At 75.4% G+C, this 211-nt stretch carries 1 pseudogene; it reads right to left on the bottom strand.

Annotated features, from left to right (window positions below):
• Positions 1 to 211 (bottom strand): annotated as a pseudogene (locus tag QWY28_RS24185) (hypothetical protein); the annotation flags it as partial.

A 211-nucleotide genomic window follows, 5' to 3' on the forward strand; every position in this document is an offset into this window, starting at 1 on the left:
GGGCATCGGCCAGCGTCGCTCCTCGTCGACGAGAAGGACCCCAAGCCGGGACAAGCCACCGACCCCGGCGAACTGCGTGCGCAACGTCTTGGCCCAGCTGGTGGCGCCGGCCCGGGCCGGCCACGAGCTGCGGGTGATCAAGAGGGTCAGGTCGGAGGCGGCGATCAGCGGCGGGGGCCAGCCGGCCAGGCCGAGCCGGCCGGCGTCGACG

Origin of the sequence: Nocardioides oceani (assembly GCF_030412965.1) — a bacterium.
Taxonomy (GTDB): Bacteria; Actinomycetota; Actinomycetes; order Propionibacteriales; family Nocardioidaceae; genus Nocardioides; species Nocardioides oceani.